This is a genomic window from Streptomyces sp. NPDC004561 (genome assembly GCF_053602155.1).
Genome location: NZ_JBSGDB010000533.1, coordinates 1 through 5,547, shown reverse-complemented (window position 1 = coordinate 5,547; position 5,547 = coordinate 1). Strand labels below are relative to the sequence as shown.

Sequence of the window (5,547 nt, the reverse complement as noted above, 5' to 3'; positions counted from 1 at the left end):
GTGCGAGCAGCGGGTCGGTGCGCAGCCGGTCGTCGACGGCGACCGGATCGGCGTCCAGGTCGAGCATGCGGCGGCAGCGGCTGATCGCCACGGTCAGGTCGCGCAGGTCGCTGAGGGTGAGGCGGCAGGCGATGTGGTCGGGGCGGGGGGTGAGGGAGACGATCCCGTGGCCGTACGGCAGGCGCAGCGTGCGCCGGTAGGCGCCGTCGAGCCATTCCTCGACGCCGGGTACGGCGGTGGCGGCGAGGTGGCCGAAGAGGTTGTCGGGGTTGAGCGGGGTGCGGAACGGCAGCCGCAGGCAGAGCGTGCCGGGGGTGAGGGTGCCGGCCGTGCGGCCGGCGGGCACCCTTCGGCGCAGCTCGCTCGGTGACAGGGCGAAGACCTCGCGGACGGTGTCGTTGAAGGTGCGGATGGAGGAGAAGCCGGCCGCGAAGGCGATCTCCGCCATGGGCAGCGGGGTGGTCTCGATCAGCAGCCGCGCGGTCTGGGCGCGCTGGGCGCGGGCGAGCGCGAGGGGTCCGGCGCCCAGTTCGGCGAGGAGCTGACGCTCGATCTGCCGGGTGCTGTAGCCGAGCCGGCCGGCGAGTCCGGGCACGCCCTCGCGGTCCACGACGCCGTCGGCGACGAGGCGCATGGCGCGGGCGACCAGGTCGGCGCGCCGGTTCCACTCCGGGGAGCCGGGGCTGGTGTCCGGGCGGCACCGCTTGCAGGCCCGGAACCCGGCCTGCTGGCAGGCGGCCGCGCTCGGGTAGAACGTCATGTTCTCCGGCTTGGGCGGAACGGCGGGGCAGCTGGGCCGGCAGTAGATGCGGGTGGTCAGGACGGCCGTGAAGAACCAGCCGTCGAACCGCGCGTCCTTGGACTGCACGGCGCGTACGCAGTGCTCCCGGTCGAGGTGCGTCGCTGTCTGCATGCGTCCAGGATCGGCTACTCCGGGCCCCGCCCGCTGGCGAGAATCCGACACGTACCTACCGCCGGCCAGGACCCGTCCGGCGCTCCTCGGGAGGGCTCGGCCTGTTGGGCGGGCGGGGTGCTCAGGGGGTGTGCGGTCGGGCCGGGGGATTCCGAACGGCCGGGCGGTGTCGTGCCCAGCGGGTGGGCCGTGCGTGCACCACCCCGGCCGACGGCCCCGCGCCCTCCCGCCCCGGCCGAGGCCGCCGGGTACGCGGGTGACCGACGGCTCCCGGCGCTCCCGCCCCGGCGGAGGCCGCTGCGCGGTCGGGACTTCCGGAGAGGTCTGGGGCTGATCCCCCAGTCCGCAGTGCCGGGGCGTCAGCCGTGCTGCCGGAACCGGGTGATCCACTCCGAGGTGGCCCGCAGCCCGCCGAACGTGTAGAAGTGCACCTTCACCTCGCCGTGCCGCGCGGGGTCGTACCGCTCGGCCAGGGCGTGCAGGAAGCGGTCCGGGCCGGTCGTACCCATCAGGTTGGTCAGCGAGAAGCCGTACTTGCGGGCCACGGAGGCGCTGGTGGCGACGCCGAACCGGGTGGCGTAGCCGACCAGCCGTCGCACGCCCGCCGGGCCGGGCACGCCGATGCGGACGGGCAGGTGCACACCCCGGGCGCGGACGGCCTCCAGCCAGCCGAGCACCGCGTCGGCGTCGAAGCCGAACTGGGTGATGACGTCGCCGGTGAACCGGTCGGCGCCGATGGCCGCGGCCTTGTCGGTGAGCGCCGACCACAGCGAGCGGTCGGTTATCGCGGGGTGGCCCTCCGGGTAGCCGCTGATGCCGATGTGGCGGACGCCGTGGCGCCGCAGCAGTCCGGTGCGGATGACGGCGAGGGCGTCGGCGTACGGGCCCTCGGGCCGGGCGGGGTCGCCGCCGACGACGAAGACGTTGCCGGCGGTGCCGTCCGCCGCGAGGCCGGAGAGGAACTCCTCCAGGGCGGCGCGGGAGGGCAGTCGGCGCGCGGAGATGTGCGGTACGGGGACGAAGCCGAGCCGCTTGACCGCGCGGGCCGCCGCCAGCCGCATGGTGTGGTCCTCGCCGGCGAGGAAGGTGATGTTGATCCGGGTGCCCTGCGGGATGCTGCCCCGCGCCTCCTCCAGACCGGGCACGTCCTTGCCGGTCATCTCCAGGGAGAAGTCGTCGAGCAGGGCGGTGCCCACCGCTGTGGGGGCGGTGAGAGCGGGGTTCATCGTGCTCCTTGCGACTGCGAGCGGTACGCCGGCGTACGGCTGGGGTCCTGGCCCGGGCGATGATGTCACGCGTGCGGCCCGCGCCGGACGCGGCCCCGGGGCGGTGCCGGATTCAGCGGATCGTCCACCACGCCTGCGAGCCGGCCGCTTCGGCGGACGCGTCGAGGCCGGGGTCGAGGCCGCCGGCGGCCGCCGTCAGGGCGGTGAGGGCCGGGACGAGACCGGCGCGCTGGGGGGCGGGCAGGCGTTCGACCAGGGTGCGGATCTCCGCGCGCCGGTGGTTCAGCACCCGGTCCACCAGGTCCGCTCCGGCGGTGGTCAGCCGCAGGACGACCTCGCGGCGGTTGTCCGGGTTGACCCGGCGGTCGGTGAGGCCGAGGGCCTCCAGGCGCTCGACCATGCGCAGCGCGGTGGACGACGTGACGCCCAGCGTGGCGGCCATGGCGGCCAGCTTGATGGGGCCGCAGCTGTGCAGGGCGACCAGGGAGCGGAGCTGGGGCAGGGTCAGCGGCGCGTCCACGGAGGCGAGGGCGCGGGCGGAGAGGGCGACGATCAGCCGGGAGGCGGCCATCACGGCGAGGGTGATCTCCTCCGCCTCACGGTCCAGGGCCTCCTCGGCGGCGCTCCTGTGCGCCGGGCCGTGCTGCGGGCCGCTCTCCTGCTGGGCCATGGACTCCTCGCTCCCCTTGTCCTGTCCACTATGTGGATGCCCCCGATCACCCGGGGTGACCATTGCAGTCTGCAATGATAAGCTTCGGGCATACCGGGCCGCGCGGGCGCGACGGCTCCGGTGCCGAGAGTGACGACGATACGCCGACGGTCGGTAGTCGACCGTCCGCTGCCGGCCGCTGACCCCCACACACCGCCGACCGATCACCCGGTGCCGACCGCCGACCTTCCTCGGCAGTACGCCACCCCTGCCCACGTACCCGCCCCAGCCCCTTACGGAGCAGCCATGCCCTCGCGGACCTCCGCAAGCCGCCATGCCCCCGCCCGACATCTGCCACCCCTCAAGATCCCGCACCTCGGCGACTTCCACGTGCCGCCGCGGGTCTTCCTGATCTCCGCGCTGGCCATACCCGTCGGAGCCGTCGCGGCGCTGGTGGCGGCCGGACTGCTCAAGTTGATCGCGCTGTTCACCAACCTGTGCTTCCGCGGCCGGTTCGGGTTCGGCGCCGCCGTTCCCGCCGACGCCCCGCACCGCTGGCTGCTGGTGGTGATGCCGGTGGTGGGCGGCCTGGTCGTCGGGCTGATGGCCCGCTACGGCTCGGAGAAGATCCGGGGCCACGGCATGCCCGAGGCCATCGAGTCGATCCTGGTGGGCGGCAGCCGGGTGCAGCCGCGCGTGGCCGTGCTGAAGCCGGCCTCCGCCGCGATATCCATCGGCACCGGCGGGCCGTTCGGCGCGGAGGGCCCGATCATCATGACCGGCGGGGCGGTCGGCTCCCTGCTGGCGCAGTTCCTGCGCGTGACCACGGACGAGCGCAAGGCGCTACTGGTGGCGGGTTCGGCCGCCGGCATGGCGGCGACCTTCAACGCCCCGCTCGCCTCGATCCTGCTGGCGGTCGAACTGCTGCTCTTCGAGTACCGGCCCCGTTCCTACCTCCCGGTCGCCGTCGCCGCCGTCACCGCCACCCTGGTGCGGGGGCCGCTGCTCGGCACCGCCCCGCTGTTCGGCGGCGCCCACGTGCCCGACCACATCGGCCTGCCGTCCTACGCACTGTGCCTGGTCGCGGGAGGGGCGGCCGGGCTGCTCGCCCTCGGCGCCACCGCTCTCGTCTACTTCTCCGAGGACGCCTTCGCCCGGCTGCGCATCCACTGGATGTGGTGGCCGGCGATCGGCGGGGCGGTGATCGGCCTGGGCGGCCTGGTCGAGCCGCGCGCCCTCGGTGTCGGGTACGACGTCATCGGGGCGCTGCTGACCGGGCACGCCACGGTCGGGCTGATCATCGGCATCCTCGTGGTCAAGACCCTGATCTGGGGCCTGTCCCTGGGCTCGGGCACCTCCGGCGGCGTGCTCGCGCCCATGTTCATGGTCGGCGGCGCCCTCGGGGCGGCCGAGGCCATGGTCTTCCCGCACGTCAGCCCCGGCTTCTGGGCGCTGGTCTCGCTGGCCGGGGTGCTCGGCGGTGTCATGCGCTCCCCGCTCACCGGCATCGTCTTCTGCCTGGAGCTCACCCATGAGGTCAACGCGCTGATCCCCATGGTCATCACGGCGTCGACCGCCTATCTGCTCTCGGTGGTGCTGCTGAAGCGGTCGGTGCTCACCGAGAAGCTGGCGCGGCGGGGCCTGCACCTCACCCGCGAGTACTCCGTGGACCCGCTGGAGGTGCACCTCGTACGGCAGCTGGAGACGCCCGTCGGAGTCATCCTCGACGCCGGCCGGGCCGCCGGCGAGATCACCGCGCTGCTGCGCGCCGCGCACGACGCGGGCGATCCGGAGGGGCTGCTCGCCCAGCGCCTGTACCCGGTGCTGGGCCAGGACGGCGGCCTGACCGGTGTCGTCACGCGCGGTCAGCTGGTCCACGCGGACCCCGCCGACCGCACCCCGCTCGGCGAGCTGGCCCGGCCCGCGGTCGTCGCCCACCCCGACGAGACCCTGCGCGCGCTCGCCAACCGCATGGCGCGGCACGAGGTGACCCGGCTGCTGGTGGTCACGCGCGAGGCGGAGCCACGCGTCGAGGGCGTCATCAGCCTGCGCCATCTGCTGACCGCCCGCCGTATCGACCTGCACGAGGAGCACCACGCCGAACGGCTCCTCTCCCTGCGGACCCGGCGCGCTCCGGCCGCGGCCCCGGCCACGGGCTGACCGGACGACCGCACCCGGGCGGGCACGCACCCGCCCCGCCTGACCGCCACCGCCTCCTCGGTGACCAGCCCGTACGACTACCGGCTGGGCGTCGCCGTCTGGTTCCGCAGCCTGTTCGCGCTCGACCCGGACGTCGGCGCCATGGCGCACGCCCCGCTCGTCTACCGGTGCCATGCCCTGCTCGCCCTGGCCCTGTTCGCGCTGTGGCCCTTCAGCCGCCTGGTGCACGCGTTCGCGGTCCCGCTGGGGTATGTCCTGCGCCCCTACGTCGTCTACCGGTCCCGGGGCCGGGCCGCGGTTGAGGACCGGTGAGGCGCGCCCGCTTCGGCCCCGGCCGGCGGGCCACGACCTCGGCTCGGTGATGTCACCGAACCCGAGGAGGTCCCTTTCCACGCGATTCCGGCACGCGGACGGCATCGGGGCCGCGTTCCCCGAACTGTCCTCCGGCGCGCCGTACGCCACGGGCCGCGCCGGCGCCGGCCCCTCTCCTGGCACCGCCGGCTGCCCGGCCCTCCGGGAGTCATCACCGCCGGCGTGGCGGAACCGGCCGGACCCTCCGCGACCTGACCTCCTGACCTGATCGGGCGGCCGGCCCGGCC

At 74.7% G+C, this 5,547-nt stretch carries 4 protein-coding genes and 1 pseudogene; 2 read left to right on the top strand and 3 right to left on the bottom strand.

What is annotated here, in order from left to right; all coding sequences use genetic code 11:
- From ACWEN3_RS39960 to ACWEN3_RS39950, 3 genes are all read right to left on the bottom strand, one after another.
- Positions 1 to 913: bifunctional transcriptional activator/DNA repair enzyme AdaA (locus ACWEN3_RS39960; protein WP_452981691.1), on the bottom strand; the 913-nt coding region annotated here is incomplete at its 3' end.
- Between the two features lie 359 nt (positions 914 to 1,272).
- On the bottom strand, positions 1,273 to 2,139 hold the full coding sequence (locus tag ACWEN3_RS39955) for a methylenetetrahydrofolate reductase (RefSeq protein WP_452981689.1): 867 nt from the start codon (positions 2,137 to 2,139) through the stop codon (positions 1,273 to 1,275).
- Between the two features lie 112 nt (positions 2,140 to 2,251).
- Positions 2,252 to 2,809 carry a MarR family winged helix-turn-helix transcriptional regulator gene (locus tag ACWEN3_RS39950; protein WP_452981686.1) on the bottom strand — a complete coding sequence of 186 codons (558 nt, stop codon included), beginning with the start codon at positions 2,807 to 2,809 and terminating at the stop codon, positions 2,252 to 2,254.
- Positions 2,810 to 3,094: 285 nt separating this feature from the next.
- Between ACWEN3_RS39950 and ACWEN3_RS39945 the strand changes: the two genes are divergently transcribed.
- Both ACWEN3_RS39945 and ACWEN3_RS39940 read left to right on the top strand, forming a co-directional pair.
- Entirely contained in the window at positions 3,095 to 4,948 is a 1,854-nt protein-coding gene (locus ACWEN3_RS39945; protein ID WP_452981683.1) for a chloride channel protein, read from the top strand.
- Between the two features lie 39 nt (positions 4,949 to 4,987).
- Positions 4,988 to 5,260: pseudogene (locus tag ACWEN3_RS39940) on the top strand (respiratory nitrate reductase subunit gamma); the annotation flags it as partial.
- Between the last annotated feature and the right edge of the window lie 287 nt (positions 5,261 to 5,547).

What these genes read in the sequence shown, in the direction of transcription:
- ACWEN3_RS39950 (WP_452981686.1), bottom strand. Translation starts at nt 2,809, where the DNA reads ATGGCCCAGCAGGAGAGCGGCCCGCAGCACGGCCCGGCGCACAGGAGC.
- ACWEN3_RS39955 (WP_452981689.1), bottom strand. Translation starts at nt 2,139, where the DNA reads ATGAACCCCGCTCTCACCGCCCCCACAGCGGTGGGCACCGCCCTGCTC.
- ACWEN3_RS39945 (WP_452981683.1), top strand. Translation starts at nt 3,095, where the DNA reads ATGCCCTCGCGGACCTCCGCAAGCCGCCATGCCCCCGCCCGACATCTG.